This window comes from Mesobacillus sp. S13, from assembly GCF_020422885.1.
In the GTDB taxonomy this organism is placed as follows: Bacteria; Bacillota; Bacilli; order Bacillales; family Cytobacillaceae; genus Mesobacillus; species Mesobacillus selenatarsenatis_A.
In genome coordinates this window covers 2,093,987-2,109,840 of record NZ_CP084622.1, presented here as the reverse complement: position 1 = coordinate 2,109,840, position 15,854 = coordinate 2,093,987, and the positions used below count along the sequence as shown (strand labels likewise).

Here is a 15,854-nt window from a genome sequence, read left to right as displayed (position 1 = left end):
TGAAAATTCTTCAGTGTATGGAAATAGTGTACAGGTTTGTTTGAAAGGATTATGTATGAATCAATCTTTCTGGCAGTGAGTTAATGAACTGCAATATTTCGCATTACATTTTAGACAATACCCCTGATTAATCTAACTAAACAAATCATATAAAAAACGCGTTGATTCCGCAGAATCAACGCGCTTGACTAATTTTTGAATCATTCACCAAGAATCTTCATTTCTTTTAACGGATAAAAAACAACCTTTGTTGTCCCTACTATACTATCAATTGGAACAGCTCCAATATGGCGGCTATCTTTACTGTTTCTCCTGTTATCACCTAGCACAAAAACATGCCCCTCTGGAACAACATCACTGTCGACAGGCGTTTCGCTTAATGTAAACGAACCAGTCAGCTGCCCATAGGTAATAAGCTTTTTGCTTTCATCCAGGTATGGTTCTTCATAGGGCTTGCCGTTTATGTATAACACATCGTCTTTGTATTCTACCCGATCGCCAGGAAGCCCGATGACCCGTTTGATATAATCCTTGTCCTTGGTAGCATGGAAAACAACGATATCAAATCGTTTGGGTTCGCCGAGTTTCGTAACGAACATCCTCTCCTGACTATGCAAGGTTGGCTCCATGGAGGCGCCTTTCACCTCGATCGGCGTCATTAAAAAGCTACGAACAACAAACGCTAATACTATTGCGATAAGAAAGGCCTTCACCCATTCCCAAATCTCACTGCGCTCTTTTACCATATTCCGCATCCTTCCTAATGTTCTATGGTTTTTATTTCCACAAAGAGCATTGGAAATCCTTCTTTCCTTTCAAAAAGTGCTTCAAAATAAAAAAGAGGCCAAAGCCTCTTTTTTGTAAATTGATTTATTTTTTGACATGCTGCATTAGTGTATCCGGGTCAAAACCAAGAACCCAGTTGCCATTCACCTTCGTTTGCGGCACACCCATCTGGCCAGTTTCTTCAACCAGTTTTTGCGCAGCCTCTTGATCGTATTGTACATTTACTTCTTTGTAGTTTAATCCTTGACCCTCAAGGAATTGTTTCATCATTGTGCAGTAAGGTCAAGTATTCGTAGTGTAGACCGTGATATCGTTCATTCTGAAAGCCTCCTTAAATTTTTTATACCCTATAATGTATTATCCCAGAAGTGCTAAATTTATGCAAAATAGAAGTTCCGGGATATTTATGTTTTCCCCTATTTCACTTAAAAAAAACAGGATAGGAGGTATTCATGCTAAACGAAGGATGGGACTATGATCTAAGTGGCATGAAATAAATGCCCTTGTTACCAAACCAATTAAATACAAGGCAATCGATATATTTACGAGCTTATACATCCACTGATTGGTATCATTGTGTCATACAAAAAATCCAACGATTCGCTATAGTTACAGACCAAATACCCTCCGCCGATCTCAGCTATTCCTGCCAAAATGAATAATATAATCGCATTTAAGATGAATATCACTTCCCAAATTGGTCTATCATCTGCATTATATCGTAAATTTACGTTCTTAATTAAGAGACGCATCCTATTGCATGCCAGGTTTTTTCGTTTTTTAATACGAAAAATTTTTATAGCGACAAAATGATTTTTATAGCGACTTTCTTGTTTATATAGCGACTTTTTTATTTTTATAGCGAGTTTTTTGATATTATAGCGACTTTTTCTTTTTTATAGCGAAATGGAAATTTCAAAGGTTTTTTTCCAGTTCCTATTTGATAGAATAGAGAAAAATAATGTCAGGCGGTATGAAATATGTTGAATTGGCAATATGTCAGAAGCGTCAGCCTCAAAAGAGAAGAAGTGCCTTCCTTTCAGGAGTACCCGTTCAATCTCCCTAGCTTTAAAGCTTTGGACGAGTTGACGCTGCATCCAAACGTCACTTTTTTGATTGGCGAGAATGGGATGGGAAAATCGACTTTACTTGAAGCCATTGCAGTGGGACTGGGCTTTAATCCTGAAGGCGGCTCATATAATTTCAATTTCTCTACCTATGACTCCCATTCAGATTTAGGGGATTATTTGCGGATTATAAAAGGAATAGAACGACCACAGGATGGATTTTTCCTGCGTGCAGAAAGTTTTTACAATGTCGCTTCAAATATTGAAGAATTGGATCGTGAAGGATTCGGACCAAGGATCATTGACTCATTTGGCGGAGAATCTTTACATGAACAATCACACGGCGAAGCCTTCTTCTCAACCTTCCTTCTCCGGTTTCGGGGGAATGGTATTTATATTTTGGATGAACCTGAAGCTGCACTTTCACCTTTGCGGCAAATGTCGATGCTGACTCGCATCCATGATCTAGTGAAGGAGAACTCACAGCTGATCATCGCCACACACTCCCCGATCATCATGGCCTATCCGGATGCAGCAATCTATGAATTCTGTGATGAAGGCATTTTTAAAAGAAAGCTGGAAGAAACGAATCATTACCGCATCATGAAGCAATTTTTCGAAAACACGCCAAGGATGATCCATCATTTATTGGAGGACTAATCTCCTCCCAATTGCGTTAGCAAACTAATGAAAGGTCACCAATCGTTATGATAGGTGACCTTAAGAAGCTGTATCCGGGATCATAGCTCCTCATCCTCATCACTGGCTGTTTCTTCTTCATCCAGTTTATAATCATCATTATTAAATTCAGAATCGGTATCTTCTACTGGTCTGTCTTCTGCTGGTTCTTCTTCATGGACTCTTTCGTCCTGGCCTTCAGAACACCCTCCGAGAACAAGGGATATTCCAAGCGGAACAGCGATCAGAAAGTTCTTTTTCAAAATAATTCCCTCCTTGTTCATTATTTTTCCGATGAACCTATCAGGTTTCCAACGAGTACGTATCGTTCAGGTGCGTCACCAATGAAGGTGAATGGATAGCATGTTGTTAAGGTTAAGGTAGCATCAGGCTTTGGGACGATCACGGTTTGATCTTCTGCGTCAACAATCCTGACTTTTTCGATTCGATATGTGTATATTCCTTCGGAGGTTTCAACTTCAATCAAATCATTTTCTCCGACTTTCTCTAGGCTTCGAAATACGGTATCCCGATGTCCTGAAATGACTGTGTTATTGCCTTCACCAGGCATGACGCTGTTTGAAAAATGTCCCGCTCCTTTTCCGAGCTCTTCCTCATTGGTGCCTTCGTAAAGCGGTACAGACATGCCCAGCTTTGGAATGGAAATATTCCCAATCTTTTCGCCTTGTTCAAGGTTTTCCGTATTTTCAATTCGTTTATTTCCATCCATTTGCTTCTCCATATTCCTGATGCTTACTCCATCACTATCTTTCTCCACGGCCATGAAACCTTTTGCCCAGCTATATGCGTGGGTTCCTGCCAAATATATGCCTGATATGATCAGGAAGAAGGCAAGAACGGGAACAATCCATTCCCGCTTACCGTTCTTTTTCCCTTTGCTCATTAGTTATCACCGTATCGGTTACGCACTCTCAAAGTAAGGCCGCCAAGGGTTATGAGTCCTGCTCCAAGCAGGACGTAGGCAAGGGAGTTTGTGGCTGTATCAGGCATGTCACCGCCTTTTTCGGTTCCAGCTTCTTCAGGCTCATCACTGGTATAATAGTCAAGAGACTCTCGCAGATCATTAAGAAAATAATAATCATCCGGACTTTCCCCGTATTCAGCCAACAATATTTCGTACTCTTCTGGAGTCAACCCGTATTCCTCAATTACTTCTAGTTCGTTCTCGTCGGTAATTAGCGGACCAACTTCGGCTTCCAGGTCTTTAAACAAAGTGTAATCATTCAGGTCTGTTTCGTAATTGTCACTTAAATACTGGTTGAATTCATCAACCGTCCAACCAAGAGGTACCAGGTAGGTTTCCTCTAGCTGGTCTTCATCCAGTGCATTTGTAGTGGTAGCTTCGTTTTGACTATTAGCATCAGTTTCATTAGTGGTATTGTTTTCATTGTTATTTTCTGTAACTGCAGCATCGCTGTTTTGATTTGAATCATTACCTTCATTGTCATTATCTGAAATTAGGCCTTCATTATTATCGGAGCCAGCATTCCCATTGCTATCGTCTGAACCATTTTCGTCAACGAATCCACCCCCATCCAAGGCTTTCACCAAATCGCCAGCAAAGTGGATATTGTCCCGGTTATCGTATTCCTCTAAAAATGCTGCAAGTTCACTGGCATCCATGTTGTACCTTTCAATGATGTCCAGTACATTTTGATCAAGATTTCCATCAGCCAGTTGGTTGATATCTATTGGTTCGCCAATGTCTTCTTCTAATTCTTTCAGAGTGGCATAATCATCTAATTGCGATCCATAATGATCCTCAAGATAGTTATTCCAGTCAACCTCTGTCCATGATGTCGTTGCTGGATATTGCTCTTTTACCTCATTATATTCAACTGCACCCGCAGACAGCGGAGCAAAAACTAATGTTGAAACGACTGCAAAGGGAATAACCTGTGTTTTCATGCTTTAGCCTCCTTGTTTTTCAAGGTTTTTAGGTTCCTGAAAAATAGTACAGCGCCTATAGATTCGATAGGCGCTGGTTTATATTTTATAAAGTGACTAGACGATTAATTTCCGTTTTCTTCTTCAGAAGGTTCCTCATCAAGGTCAGGCTCTTCTTCGTCCATGCCTGCGTTCCCTTCTTCTTCAGATGGTTCTTCATCCAAATCTGGTTCCTCTTCATCCATTCCTGTATTGCCTTCTTCTCCATTCGATTCCGTATCATTTGATTCTGATTCTAGTTTATTGTGTTCTACTTTAACCTCTTCAGTATTAGGCTCCTCTGTATCCTCCTGTGCACCCTCTGCACAGCCTCCCAAAATCAAACCTGCTCCCAAAGGTAAAGCTAGTAGTAGATTTCTTTTTTTCATAGGTGACTTCACTCCTTGTACTTTGATTAGCAAACTAATGCTTTAGCCTTATATTAATCTGTTACCCGACACAAAATGCGATAAACGTCTTCTCTAGTCCTACACTTCTGTCAGTATAAACACTGTAATCTCTGGGGGTGTATTGATTCTCAACGGAAGATCCCTAAAAGCTGAATAGTAGATCTGCTAATCGTAAAACCCGCACAATACCAATCTCCCTCCGAAAATTATCCAATATCCGCCTATACCCGGCAAAATAGTGAGTTAAGGAAGCCACATCATCCGCTTTTCCGAACCTTTTGATAGCAAACCTCCTCATCAATAAAGGAAAAAGGATAAATTCCTTTCATACTCGGCCTTTGTAGTTATTTTTTCGCTAAAATACTATTGGAACTTAGTCCCTGACGTTTAAAAGGATAGCTCGGTTATATTGCTTTTTCACAAACATAAATTGAACAAATCAATATATGCTGTGATAGACTATTTTTATAGAAAACAACTTGAGAATGAGAGAAATAGATTTAAGGAGGAGTCGGCGTGTTTAACAGTGGTCTGATTCTTGAAGGTGGAGGCATGAGAGGTGTCTACACTGCGGGAGTTTTGGAGTATTTTTTAGAAAATGAATTATTTTTCCCATATGTCATCGGGGTTTCAGCTGGTGCATGCCAGGGATCTTCCTATGTGGCCAGGCAGCCGGGCCGCAACAGGCAAGTGACAATTGATTATGTTAAGCATCGTGATTACATTTCCTACCGAAACTTATTTTTAAAAAAGGAACTCTTCGGGATGGATTTCATATTCGACAAGCTGCCAAATGAGCTTGTTCCGTTTGATTTTGATTCCTTCAACAGCGCTGCGGAAAGGTTTCTTGTCGGAACAACAGATTGCATAACCGGTGAACCCGTGTACTTTGATAAAAACGATATTCCAGAGGATTTCCTGAAAATCATTAGAGCTTCAAGTACATTGCCATTCATGGCACCGGCTATCGAGTTCCAGGGAAGGACCTTGATGGATGGCGGCATTTCTGACCCTATTCCCATAAGAAAAGCTATGACTGATGGTGTGCAGAAAAATGTCATTGTATTGACGAAGCCAAAAGGATACCGCAAGAAAAAATCTTCCTTCTCCTGGCTGCCGAGATATGTGTATAAAGATTACAAAGGACTGCACAAGGCACTTGAAATACGGTATCAAATGTACAATGAAACCCTGGATTACATAGAAGAACTTGAAGACAGGAATGAAATTGTAGTGATCAGGCCCTCGCAGGATCTCAAGGTGGGACGAGTTGAGCGCAATCCGGACAAACTAACGCGTTTATATGAAGTTGGATATGAGGATGCAAAGCACAGTTTCGAGTCATTAAAAGACTGGTTGGGAGATTGTTGATGTTGATCGCAGATGCACTGCAAGTTTTATCGAGCAGCCTTAAACAAGACAGAAGAGTACAAGCTATTTTTGTTAAAGGATCTGTTGGGCGGGGTGAGCATGATGAACATTCTGATTTAGATTTGTACTGCCTTGTTGATGAAAAAGATCTCGATGGATTCCTTGATAGTAGGATAGACCATCTGGAGTCATATGGAAAATTGCTTTTTCACGATGACATTTTCATCATTGCCCCGCAGATTCTCGCTGTATATGAAAACATGCTTCATGTTGATTTGTTTGCTGTGACAGAGAAGACGTTCATTGAGAAAGACTTTTTCAAAGTCATTTACGATCCTGATGAATTGCTGTCCAAATTCGTTGCTAGCCAAAACCTAAGGTTATCGGAACGCGAATTTCAGGATGCAGTCGATGACATTGCCTGGTTTCTTTTTCAATATAAAAAAGCGACTGCACGAGGCAATGACTTATGGTCTGTAAATATGCTGAATCATGTCATGACACATTTAGTCAGAGTTCTACTGTATAGATACAAACCTGAAAGAGCTCAATTAGGATTGAAAACAGCTGAAGCATCTCTGCCTGAAGACATCGTCCATATAGTGCAAAAAATCCAGGAAAACCTCACGCCTAAGAAACATCTAAACGCTGCTATTGAACTTCGCGAGTTATTGAATCGAGAAGCCGATTGGATATTCAGTAAACTTTCAAACCCGGCAAAAATTAAACCTTTGTGGGATAAGCTGATAACCACTTAACTCCATTCTGATTGGAACCTTCTATGACGCAGTCTGGCAGGTTCCTGATTCCACTGACCAAACCTCCCCCAATAGCACCCAAGCCAATTAACTCCACCGTTTTACAATAAATGTTTTGGAAAAACCTCCCTATGTCTTGGTTCATTTCCTTTTCGGTCACACATAGTTCTTGAATCTGAATGAAATAGCATTTTCAGGTAAAAATAATTGAAAATTGACCGGGGGAACAAATGGATAATTACACTAATGACAACACGGCAAGAAGGTATAGAGCACATGTCAGCCTCCTAGGCACAACTCAAATCCATCTTAGAAACCCTTATATTATTGCTTGGTGGAGTGCAGCCTTTCCAGGGTTTGGACATCTCCTCTTATCTAAGTATCTCCGAGGTTTTGTCCTGTTTATCTGGGAAGTAGTCGTGAATATACAGTCCAACCTTAATTTAGCGATGATTTATTCCTTACAGGGCGACATTGATAGAGCAAAGGAAATCTTGGATACAAGGTGGTTGTTGATCTATATTCCAGTATATATCTTTGCGATTTGGGACAGCTATCGGACGACAGTTGATTTGAACAAAATCTTCGTAATGGCTGAACGTGAGGAACACAAATTCAATTCATTTAGTATAGGTGCACTTGAGATTAATTACCTTGATAAAAGAAATCCAGTAATGGCCATTTTTTGGTCCTTTTTTGTACCCGGTTTAGGACAGCTTTATATTCACCGGATCGTGACTGCTTTTTTTGTCATCATCTGGTGCATTGTCTTTTTTTATTATTCTCATGCTCTGGAGGCTATCTCACTTTTATTTTTGGGAGAGATAAAAAAGGCTACATCGGTCGTTAATCCAGAGTGGCTTTTATTCTTCCCTTCCTTATACGGCTTTGCTGTCTTTGACTCTTATATCAATACTGTTGAAAATAATAAGTTATATGATAAAGAGCAGCGTGCCTTTTTCCAGGAGAATTATCAATCGCCATCATTTCGTGTACTGAAAGGGCAAAAGGTGATTTAGAAATGCAGGTATTTTCAACTTTTGAACATAGTGTACATATTGAAATGGCTGTCGCCACTCTAGAAAAAAAGGGAATTAAACAGGAAGATATTTTTGTTGTGCCTCTTGATAATCGTATGGAACAACGCAAGGTTTTTGATAATATCCATCGTTCAGATGGAACTTCACTAATCGATGTTGGAGCAGCGCTGGCGACTGCGTTTTCGGTAATTGGTGCCAGTATTGGATTCAAGCTGGAGTGGGGACCCATTTATTGGGGCTTGATTGGTGCAGCTGTCGGGGCACTGGTTGGATTTGCTATTCGGTTGTTTACTGAATTGATCATAAAGAAAAAACGGAGGCTGTTAAAAGGATTCCAGTCTGAACTGATTATGATTATTGATTGTGAAGATTCTCAAGCCGAGATGGTTGAGAATATATTGTTTTGCCACTTTGCATTAGGAGTTGCAAAAGTGAAATGATTCTGTTTTCAATAATAAAAAGGAAGCCCGTGAGCTTCCTTTTTTACTATAGCCTAACCCCTATAAACTTCATTTCAGTCATTTCTTCCATTGCATACTTGACGCCTTCTCTGCCAAGTCCACTTAATTTCACCCCGCCATATGGATAATTGTCCTGGCGGTAGACGGACGATTCATTAATCCAGACTCCTCCCATTTCGAGATTGTCAGCAACTCGATAGGCACGGCTGATGTCTTTTGTGAAGACGCCTGCCTGAAGTCCGTAAATAGAATCATTTGTATTAGCAACCGCTTCTTCTTCCGTTTTGAACGGCATCAGTGTCACAATCGGGGCGAACGCTTCCTCCTTGACAACCTTCATGTCTTTTTTGACGTCAGTTATGATTGTCGGATACATCATTGTGCCCTTTCTGTCACCGCCAGTTTCGATAGTTGCTCCCTCATTCCTAGCTTCTTCTACCCATTCCTGGATTCTTTTCGCGGCGTCTTCATCGATCATCGGACCGAAATCCGTTTCTTCCCCAAGCGGATCACCGATCTCCAAATTATTCGTTGCCTCAACATACTTTTTGAGGAACTCGTCATAGACATCTTCCTGGACATAAATTCTTTGTGCCGACACACATACCTGGCCTGAGTAACCGAACGCAGCATTAACAAGGCGTTCGACCGCATCATCAATATCGGCATCTTCAAAGACTATATTCGGTGAGTTTGAACCAAGCTCCATTGTGACCTTTTTGAAACCAGCTGTATCACGGATGATTTTTCCGACTGTCAGGCTGCCGGTAAAGGTAATTTTCGGGACATCTTTGTGGGGAACGAGGGTGGATCCTGCGACCTTACCGGTACTTAGCACTAGATTCAACACCCCATCTGGCAGCCCTGCCTCCTGAAAAAGCTTTGAAAGCATATAGGCTGATACAGGCGTTTTCTCAGCCGGCTTAAAGATAACCGTATTGCCCGCAGCAATCGCCGGAGCAATCTTATGGAGCGATAAATTCAACGGGAAGTTGAAAGGAGTGATCGCTCCGATTACACCCATTGGCACTCGTTTTACCATTCCCATTCGGTTATCACCACGAAGAGCTGCATCCATTGGCAAAACCTCTCCCGTCATATGCTTGGACAGTTCGCTCGAGAAACGCAGAACCTGGATTGAGCGTTTGATTTCCGCCCTGCTATGCTTGATGGGCTTACCGGCTTCCCTGGCAACGATTTCGGCGAACTCCTCCTGCTTTTCCTCCAGTAAATCAGATGCTCTGCGAAGAATATCTGATCGTTCATAAGCTGGCATCTTTTTCATTGTTTGCTGGAATGCCTGTCGGCTGTTCTCAATCGCCTCTTCCATCAGCTTTTCGTCAGCAAGAGTCATCTCGGCAACCAGGTCTCCGCTGTAAGGATTCCTCACTTCCATTGTTTCTCCGCTGCCATCCATCCTTTCAGCACCGTTTATGATTGAAGCAATTTTCATGACATTCCCTCCTAACATAAGATTTCACCTAACTTTTCGGTAAGCTTCATGTTTTCGCTATAATCCACAGGGCAATCGATCAAGACAGGCTTCTTCAACTCGACCGCTTTCTTGATGGCATCCTTCAGTTCTCCGCCTTTTTCTATCCCAATCGCTTCAAAACCGTATGATTTTGCCAGCTGGATAAAATCAGGATTGCCAAACTTGATATTGGAAGATCTGTTGAACTCCCTCATCTGATGCCATTCAATCAGACCGTAGCCGCCATCACGCCATAAAAGAATGATGATCGGCAAGTTCAATCTCATTGCCGTTTCAAGTTCTGCACTCGACATCTGGAAGGCACCGTCGCCAACTACAGCTACGACATTCCGTTCCGGGTGAACCATTTTTGCGGAGATTGCCGCAGGGACTGCAATACCCATAGAAGCCAATCCGTTAGAGATCAGGCAGGTGTTTGGCTCAAATGTATGATACATTCTCGCCATCCACATTTTGTGCGCACCAACGTCTGAGATGACAATATCCTCTTCATTCATCACCGACCTGAGGTCATGAATGATTTTCTGAGGTTTCACTGGATATCCAGTATCATCAGAATAGCTCTCATATTCATTTAGCGTTTTTTCTCTTACATTTGCTACCCAGTTGTTATCCCTTTCCTTTGATGAAATAACCTTCTCCAACTGTTTGAGATTTTCATCGATATTACCAATTACACTATGCTTTACAGGATAATTGGCATCTGTTTCTGCCTCCATTGTATCGATGTGTAAAATAGGGCTTTGGCCGTCTGGGTTCCAATTTTTTGGCGGGTATTCGGCCATGTCAAAGCCTATCGCAATGATCAAGTCCGCTTGATCTAATCCACAAGTTATATAGTCCTTGCCGCTTATGCCAGCCGTCAGCAGACTTAAGTCATTTTTCCAGGAAATCGCACCTTTCCCCATGAAGGTATGAACGACAGGAAGGTTTGCTTTTTCGGCAAAAGCTCTCAGACTTTCCTCAGCTTGTCCCCTTTCAACACCCATTCCTGCAAGAATCAGTGGGTGATTTGCCTTTTCTATCAGTGTAGCTGCTTCCTTGACCACACGCTCCCCTGCTTCCATGATTGTCGGTTCCGTTATGTCGAGAGGATTCCCTTCCACTTCCATTGAAGCAATATCCTCTGGTAAATCGATATGAGTAGCTCCTGGCTTTTCTCCCTGGGCAACATTAAATGCTTTCCTGACAACCTCAGGAATGATTTCTGCCTTTTTCACCTGAGTATTCCATTTCGTCACCGGCTTGAAAATGGAAACTAAATCATAATATTGATGTGATATTTTATGCTGACGGTCGAGGCCTGCCTGTCCCGTAATCGCTACAATCGGGCTATGGTCCATATTTGAATTGGCAACTCCAGTTAATAGATTCGTCGCGCCCGGTCCAAGAGTCGCAAGGCAAACACCCGGCTTACCAGTCAATCTTCCGTATGTTCCAGCCATAAAAGCCGCATTCGTTTCATGTCTCGTAACGACGAATTCAATACTCGAATCAAGAAGAGCATCCATAATGTCCAGATTTTCCTCGCCAGGTACACCGAATATATATTCAACACCCTCACGCTCCAAACATTTGACCATTAATTCTGCTGCATTCATCTAAACACTCCTTTACATGGGATCACTTATAAATGACTATTCCACTCAGGAGGGCAGATAAACTAGTAGAAGATTACTTAAGGCAATAAAAAAAGTGCGGCAATCCATTTCGGATTACTCGCACTTTTTGCTTATTCTAAAGAATTTTCTTCACCCTTAGTCTTTTTCGCTGGAGCAAACCATCCCACTAGAGCTATTGTGATCAATACCCCATAGAAAATCGTTGTCCAAAGTGTACTGTGTGGGAAATCGTGATCCAGGACTGCAATGTCATCATGAGCAAGAGTAATAACAGCCAGCTTCACACCGACCCAAGCCACGATGGCATAAGCAGTTGTTTCCAATGCCGGACGCTGATCAAGCAGCTTGACGAACCAAGTAGCTGCGTATTTAATCAGAATCAGACCGGCAATTCCACCTAGCAGGACAACAATGAACTTTCCGCCGTCCATGCCGCCAAAATCTCCTAGCGGTGAATCCGGCAGACCAAGAGCAAGAGCAACTGCTGCAAGAATGGAATCAATCGCAAACGCCAGGTCTGCTAAACCTATTTTACCAACAGTCGGCCAGAAGCCCATTCCTCTTGCTTCCTTCTCTTCTTCTTCACGGATATTTTCATTTTCCTTACCAAACTTAGCCTGGATGACATGCTTCAGTCCAAGATAGAGCAGGTAAGCTGCACCGATGGCCTGTACTTGCCAGACGTTTGCAATGAATGATATCGCAAATAATGCCCCAAACCTGAACACAAACGCCATTAGTATTCCATAAGTGATTGCCTTTTTCTTTTGATCATCAGGTAAATGTTTCGCAATGATCGCCAGTACAAGTGCATTGTCAGCCGATAGCAAACCTTCAAGACCGATCAATATCAATAATGCCCAGGCATATTCGAGCCAAATTGACTCCATAAACCTCTCTCCTTCCTCTTCCAAAACGCTTATGTAAATTTCTCATTAACAATAGAATTACCCATTAAGCACAACACAATCCACATGAATATTGCTTATTTTACTGAGGGTCATTCTATGTCCATACATCTCCATATACCTTTTACAAACAATAGATAAACTTACCAATATGTAAATGATAGAGACTATAATACTCTATATTTTTTCTTGAAAATATTCAACATTTTTGTTTTTCAGAATCAAAAAATAAACAGACAACTTGTCCATTTACTGACGGTTTGTCCATGTAGAATCTGGACCCTTTCCCCTATTTTGAGATGATGAATATCGTAAGAAAATCAATTGCTATATTAGGCAATGGCAGGAAGTGTAGAAAACGTTACTTCATGCACACGCTTTCCCTTTAACTACTCTTTTTTCACACTACCCAATTATACCACTTTTTCCCGAAAGTATAGGAAAAAAGGCCAATCTTGGCAGGTGAATTTAACCCCATTGTAATCGTACTAATTTTTCAAGCTTTAGAGTGAGATTCCGTACCGCTTAAAATGAAGATAACAAGTACGAGCTAAGCTGCGGGGGTGACCCGAATCTGTCTGGTTTCTTGACAGTTTTTCTCCATTTGCACTCAAACCTGTCTTGATTCCTTTATTTTCTTGACAGCTTTTCTCCATTTGCACTCAAACCTGTCATGATTCCTCTGTTTTATTGACAGCTTTTCTTCATTTGCATCCAAACCTGTCATGATTCCTTTGTTTTCTTGACAGCTTTTCTCCATTTGCATCCAAACTTGTCATGATTCCATCGGTTTCTTGACAGCTTTTCTCCGAATACCCCCAAGGTTGTCTAAAGTTACACCTTCTTCTGACATCCTCATATTCCACCAAAGTTGTCAAATCTCACGGCTTCTTCTGACAGCGACCCAACATCCGCTCACAATTTTGTCCGAACTCGGGTGGTATTCTCCTCAACAAAAACAGCTGCCACTTCTGACAGCTGCTCAAGTAATAGAATCATTAATACTCGTCTTGTTGTGCTTTATAAGCTTGCCTATTTTTGAATTTTGTTAACCTGTGGTTATGTTCGTGTCGTTTTATTGTTGAGGCGTGTGTATTGTGTTTTCTTTCTTTTTTCCAGTCATGGTCGTCTTCGTCAAATTCATGAAGTAAATGGGCGGACCGCATTTCTTTCCTGGCAGTAATCACGCGTTTCGATGGACGTTTTTTTCCAGATTGACCTCTTGAACCCATCACTGCACCCCCTGAATTCACTGTTCCCTCTCTATTATTTTACCATGGTAGAAATTGTCCTATTATCAACATTTTTAAAAGGCTTCTTTGAATATTTTATATTTTTTTCCTAAAAAAACCTTTTAATTGGTGTAATTTTACACTATATTGTATGTATGGTAAATAATCAGGAGTTTTTTCAAAGGGGGAAGACTAATGAAAAATAAGAAAATTCTAGTGGGAGTCATTGGCATCGTTGCTTTATTGTTATTGTCCAGTATTGGTTATTTGTTATTAGGTGATCGGGATGCTTACAAATACTATACAGGTCTTGGGAGCGGGCTAGCGGTATCAGAGGATGATCAGCGGATTGCCTTTTCTTATTTCAATAATGAAAGCTCAGCAATTTTTACGGCCAATCCAGATGGATCAGATGTTAAAAGAGTAAGCAATCCTGACCATGTTTATCACACGAATCCTAAGTTTTCGCCGGATGGCAGCAGAATTTTATATTTGTCACGAGACAACAATCGTATTCAATCCCTTTACACCGCCAATGTTGACGGGACCAATCCTAAAAAAATTTCCGAAAGCTCACAGCACGTATCTGAGGCCGTTTTTTCTGATGACAACGAAACGATTTTCTTTTCAGGCACGCCAGCAGAAGAATTTCAAAAGTCTGAGGGAGAGTCTCAGGAAGGGTATGACCTTTTTTCTGTAAAAATTGATGGGACATCAATGCAGAAGTTGACCGACAGAGACTTCTATACTATGGAGAGCCTTGTCTTTTCAGCTGAAAAAAAGGAAATTATCTTCAAGGATTTTGATGAATTAAATGCTTTCAACTTGGAAGATCAAAGGGTGTATGCAGCTGATTTCAACGGAAAATTGCCCGCTGATATTTTCCACCTAACTTTATCACCCGAAAAAAACGCTGTTGCTTTTACGACAATAGCTGAAGAATCGAAGGACACTTCTCTATATGAATACGATTTATTTCTCAAGGATCTGCAAAATGGGGATACCGAAAGACTCACCGACTTGAATTCATCTGTCGTTTCGCCGGTGTTTTTTAACAATAAAAATGAAATCCTCTTCCTTGAGTATATCAATTGGCCAAAAGATCCAGAGGAATATAAGTTGAGGACAGTGGACCTCGAAACGCAGAAGGTAAAAGAAGTTACGCTTGAAATGCCGGAACTAGAAGCCAGCAACTTTGTTATGAAAGCCCTCGATTACTCGATTAATAGCTGGTCGGTTGGACTTTTGTATACGGTGCTATTAATACTGATCACAATTTACGTTGTTCCTGGGAAAGTGTATTTACCATCATTCATCAGCTTGTCGATCGGAATGCTCGCAATAGTAGCCAGTTTTGCTGTAGCAGCTATGGTCGATCCGTGGGCAGGAATTGGAGTTGGCATGCTGGCATTCGGATTATTGGTTTGCACCATTATTGCATTTCTCTTCGCTCTTGCTCTTAAATTTTACAGAAAAGGAGTGCAAAAATAATGTCCGATGCTCTCGGAACGGTCCTGACCCTACTTCTGAACATTGCCCTTTTTGGTCTGGCGAATTATTTTGCCGTTAAGTACTCCGTCAGGAATATAAAAAAGCGGATCATTGCAGGAATCCTCTTTCTCCTGTGCACACCAGTCATCTTTTTCAGCACCCTTTATTTAGGTTTTACTTGGGACGACAGCGGCTGGGGTGCAGGAATTCTGACCGTAATTTTTACTGGGTTGTATCTATTGAATGGATTGATCCTCTTGTTGTCCGCGATTCATATTTATTATCGAAAATGATTTCTCGCTGTTCGGTTATTTATTGCCGGACAGCTTTTTAATCCCTGCAAAAAATAAAAAAAGCTGCCAGTGGCAGCTTTGATCAACTCTTCTTATCATGGTCGTTTTCCCTGATTTCCTTTTTGATGTCATCAGTAAGTCCATTGGTTGCGTTCTTGAATTCTTTCATCGACTTGCCGACTGCTCGTCCGATTTCCGGCAGTTTGTTAGGCCCAAAGATGATCAGTGCAATCACGAGAATCAAGATTAATCCTGGAAATCCTATATTTGAAAGCATCGTATCTCTCCTATTGAA

General features: G+C 41.2%; 18 protein-coding genes. 7 read left to right on the top strand and 11 right to left on the bottom strand.

All coding sequences use genetic code 11. The features are described 5' to 3' along the window. Positions 1-200 precede the first annotated feature (200 nt). Entirely contained in the window at positions 201-746 is a 546-nt protein-coding gene (gene lepB / locus LGO15_RS10780; RefSeq protein ID WP_318999834.1) for a signal peptidase I, read from the bottom strand. A gap of 124 nt (positions 747-870) precedes the next feature. Then, positions 871-1,104, bottom strand: a complete 234-nt coding sequence (locus LGO15_RS10775; protein ID WP_084135358.1) for a glutaredoxin family protein — start codon at positions 1,102-1,104, stop codon at positions 871-873. 662 nt (positions 1,105-1,766) lie between these two features. Here LGO15_RS10775 and LGO15_RS10770 point away from each other — a divergent pair. After that, positions 1,767-2,513, top strand: a complete 747-nt coding sequence (locus LGO15_RS10770; RefSeq protein ID WP_226087562.1) for an AAA family ATPase — start codon at positions 1,767-1,769, stop codon at positions 2,511-2,513. A gap of 80 nt (positions 2,514-2,593) precedes the next feature. On the opposite strand, the gene LGO15_RS10765 is transcribed toward LGO15_RS10770, so the two are convergent. The 4 genes from LGO15_RS10765 to LGO15_RS10750 all read right to left on the bottom strand — a co-directional run bounded on the left by LGO15_RS10765 (position 2,594) and on the right by LGO15_RS10750 (position 4,867). Continuing rightward, positions 2,594-2,794 carry a hypothetical protein gene (locus LGO15_RS10765; RefSeq protein ID WP_226087561.1) on the bottom strand — a complete coding sequence of 67 codons (201 nt, stop codon included), beginning with the start codon at positions 2,792-2,794 and terminating at the stop codon, positions 2,594-2,596. Positions 2,795-2,814: 20 nt separating this feature from the next. After that, the gene (locus LGO15_RS10760; protein WP_226087560.1) at positions 2,815-3,435 is read right to left on the bottom strand and encodes a class D sortase; all 621 of its coding nucleotides are present in this window, start codon (positions 3,433-3,435) and stop codon (positions 2,815-2,817) included. After that, positions 3,435-4,460, bottom strand: coding sequence for a processed acidic surface protein (locus tag LGO15_RS10755; RefSeq protein ID WP_226087559.1), 1,026 nt, complete (start codon positions 4,458-4,460; stop codon positions 3,435-3,437). The genes LGO15_RS10760 and LGO15_RS10755 overlap by 1 nt, the downstream gene beginning before the upstream one ends. A 104-nt stretch (positions 4,461-4,564) precedes the next feature. Beyond that, on the bottom strand, positions 4,565-4,867 hold the full coding sequence (locus tag LGO15_RS10750; protein WP_226087558.1) for a hypothetical protein: 303 nt from the start codon (positions 4,865-4,867) through the stop codon (positions 4,565-4,567). A gap of 537 nt (positions 4,868-5,404) precedes the next feature. On the opposite strand from LGO15_RS10750, the gene LGO15_RS10745 reads away from it, so the two are divergent. The 4 genes from LGO15_RS10745 (at position 5,405) to LGO15_RS10730 (ending at position 8,497) form a co-directional block, all read left to right on the top strand. After that, positions 5,405-6,259, top strand: coding sequence for a patatin-like phospholipase family protein (locus tag LGO15_RS10745; RefSeq protein WP_167830428.1), 855 nt, complete (start codon positions 5,405-5,407; stop codon positions 6,257-6,259). Further along, positions 6,259-7,017, top strand: a complete 759-nt coding sequence (locus tag LGO15_RS10740) for a nucleotidyltransferase domain-containing protein (RefSeq protein WP_226087557.1) — start codon at positions 6,259-6,261, stop codon at positions 7,015-7,017. Before LGO15_RS10745 ends, LGO15_RS10740 begins: the two co-directional genes overlap by 1 nt. Positions 7,018-7,247: 230 nt before the next feature. Next, on the top strand, positions 7,248-8,036 hold the full coding sequence (locus LGO15_RS10735; protein WP_167830426.1) for a hypothetical protein: 789 nt from the start codon (positions 7,248-7,250) through the stop codon (positions 8,034-8,036). Positions 8,037-8,038: 2 nt separating this feature from the next. Then, positions 8,039-8,497, top strand: coding sequence for a hypothetical protein (locus LGO15_RS10730; protein ID WP_167830425.1), 459 nt, complete (start codon positions 8,039-8,041; stop codon positions 8,495-8,497). 46 nt (positions 8,498-8,543) lie between these two features. On the opposite strand, the gene LGO15_RS10725 is transcribed toward LGO15_RS10730, so the two are convergent. The 4 genes from LGO15_RS10725 to LGO15_RS10710 all read right to left on the bottom strand — a co-directional run bounded on the left by LGO15_RS10725 (position 8,544) and on the right by LGO15_RS10710 (position 13,775). After that, a complete protein-coding gene (locus LGO15_RS10725; protein WP_167830424.1) occupies positions 8,544-9,971 on the bottom strand; it encodes an aldehyde dehydrogenase family protein in 1,428 nt (475 codons plus the stop codon). An 11-nt stretch (positions 9,972-9,982) separates the two neighbouring features. Further along, positions 9,983-11,614 carry an acetolactate synthase large subunit gene (locus tag LGO15_RS10720; RefSeq protein ID WP_167830423.1) on the bottom strand — a complete coding sequence of 544 codons (1,632 nt, stop codon included), beginning with the start codon at positions 11,612-11,614 and terminating at the stop codon, positions 9,983-9,985. Positions 11,615-11,745: 131 nt separating this feature from the next. Next, positions 11,746-12,525: a TerC family protein gene (locus tag LGO15_RS10715; protein ID WP_167830422.1), complete on the bottom strand. Its 780-nt coding sequence runs from the start codon at positions 12,523-12,525 to the stop codon at positions 11,746-11,748. A 1,016-nt stretch (positions 12,526-13,541) separates the two neighbouring features. Next, entirely contained in the window at positions 13,542-13,775 is a 234-nt protein-coding gene (locus LGO15_RS10710) for a hypothetical protein (protein ID WP_167830421.1), read from the bottom strand. A gap of 195 nt (positions 13,776-13,970) precedes the next feature. Here LGO15_RS10710 and LGO15_RS10705 point away from each other — a divergent pair, with 195 nt between their 5' ends. Together LGO15_RS10705 and LGO15_RS10700 are read left to right on the top strand one after the other, a co-directional pair. Continuing rightward, positions 13,971-15,266 carry a TolB family protein gene (locus tag LGO15_RS10705; protein ID WP_226087556.1) on the top strand — a complete coding sequence of 432 codons (1,296 nt, stop codon included), beginning with the start codon at positions 13,971-13,973 and terminating at the stop codon, positions 15,264-15,266. After that, entirely contained in the window at positions 15,266-15,559 is a 294-nt protein-coding gene (locus tag LGO15_RS10700; RefSeq protein ID WP_167830419.1) for a hypothetical protein, read from the top strand. Before LGO15_RS10705 ends, LGO15_RS10700 begins: the two co-directional genes overlap by 1 nt. Before the next feature lie 82 nt (positions 15,560-15,641). Here the strand turns inward: LGO15_RS10700 and LGO15_RS10695 are convergent, their stop codons facing one another. Beyond that, positions 15,642-15,836, bottom strand: coding sequence for a twin-arginine translocase TatA/TatE family subunit (locus tag LGO15_RS10695; RefSeq protein WP_167830418.1), 195 nt, complete (start codon positions 15,834-15,836; stop codon positions 15,642-15,644). Between the last annotated feature and the right edge of the window lie 18 nt (positions 15,837-15,854).